The 275-nt window shown below is 40.4% G+C and carries 1 protein-coding gene; it reads right to left on the bottom strand.

The genetic code is table 11. From position 1 onward, the window contains the following. On the bottom strand, positions 1-275 hold a 275-nt coding region (locus tag R0J88_RS20005), incomplete at both ends, for an EamA family transporter (RefSeq protein WP_410900876.1).

Consider the following 275-nt stretch of genomic DNA (forward strand, 5'->3'; position numbering starts at 1 on the left):
GCAGATGAAGAACTAATTTTCTCCAAACCGGCTAGAAATAAGATATAGGCTAAACTTGTTGCTGCTAATCCCATAAAGACTATTGGAAACAAGTTTTGCTGATTGATTGCCCAAGTTACTCCATCTCCAGAGAATGGCAAGAGCATGACAGAACAAAGAGAGAAGGTCATCGCTACGGCTGGCAATGTTTCTTCTTTTTCTGTTAGCTGCTTACTACAATTCGTATAGAGTGCAAACATCAACCCTGCACTTAAAGCAAGAAGTACTCCTATAGG

It is taken from the genome of Pseudoalteromonas sp. SIMBA_162, assembly GCF_046535955.1.
In the GTDB taxonomy this organism is placed as follows: Bacteria; Pseudomonadota; Gammaproteobacteria; order Enterobacterales; family Alteromonadaceae; genus Pseudoalteromonas; species Pseudoalteromonas marina.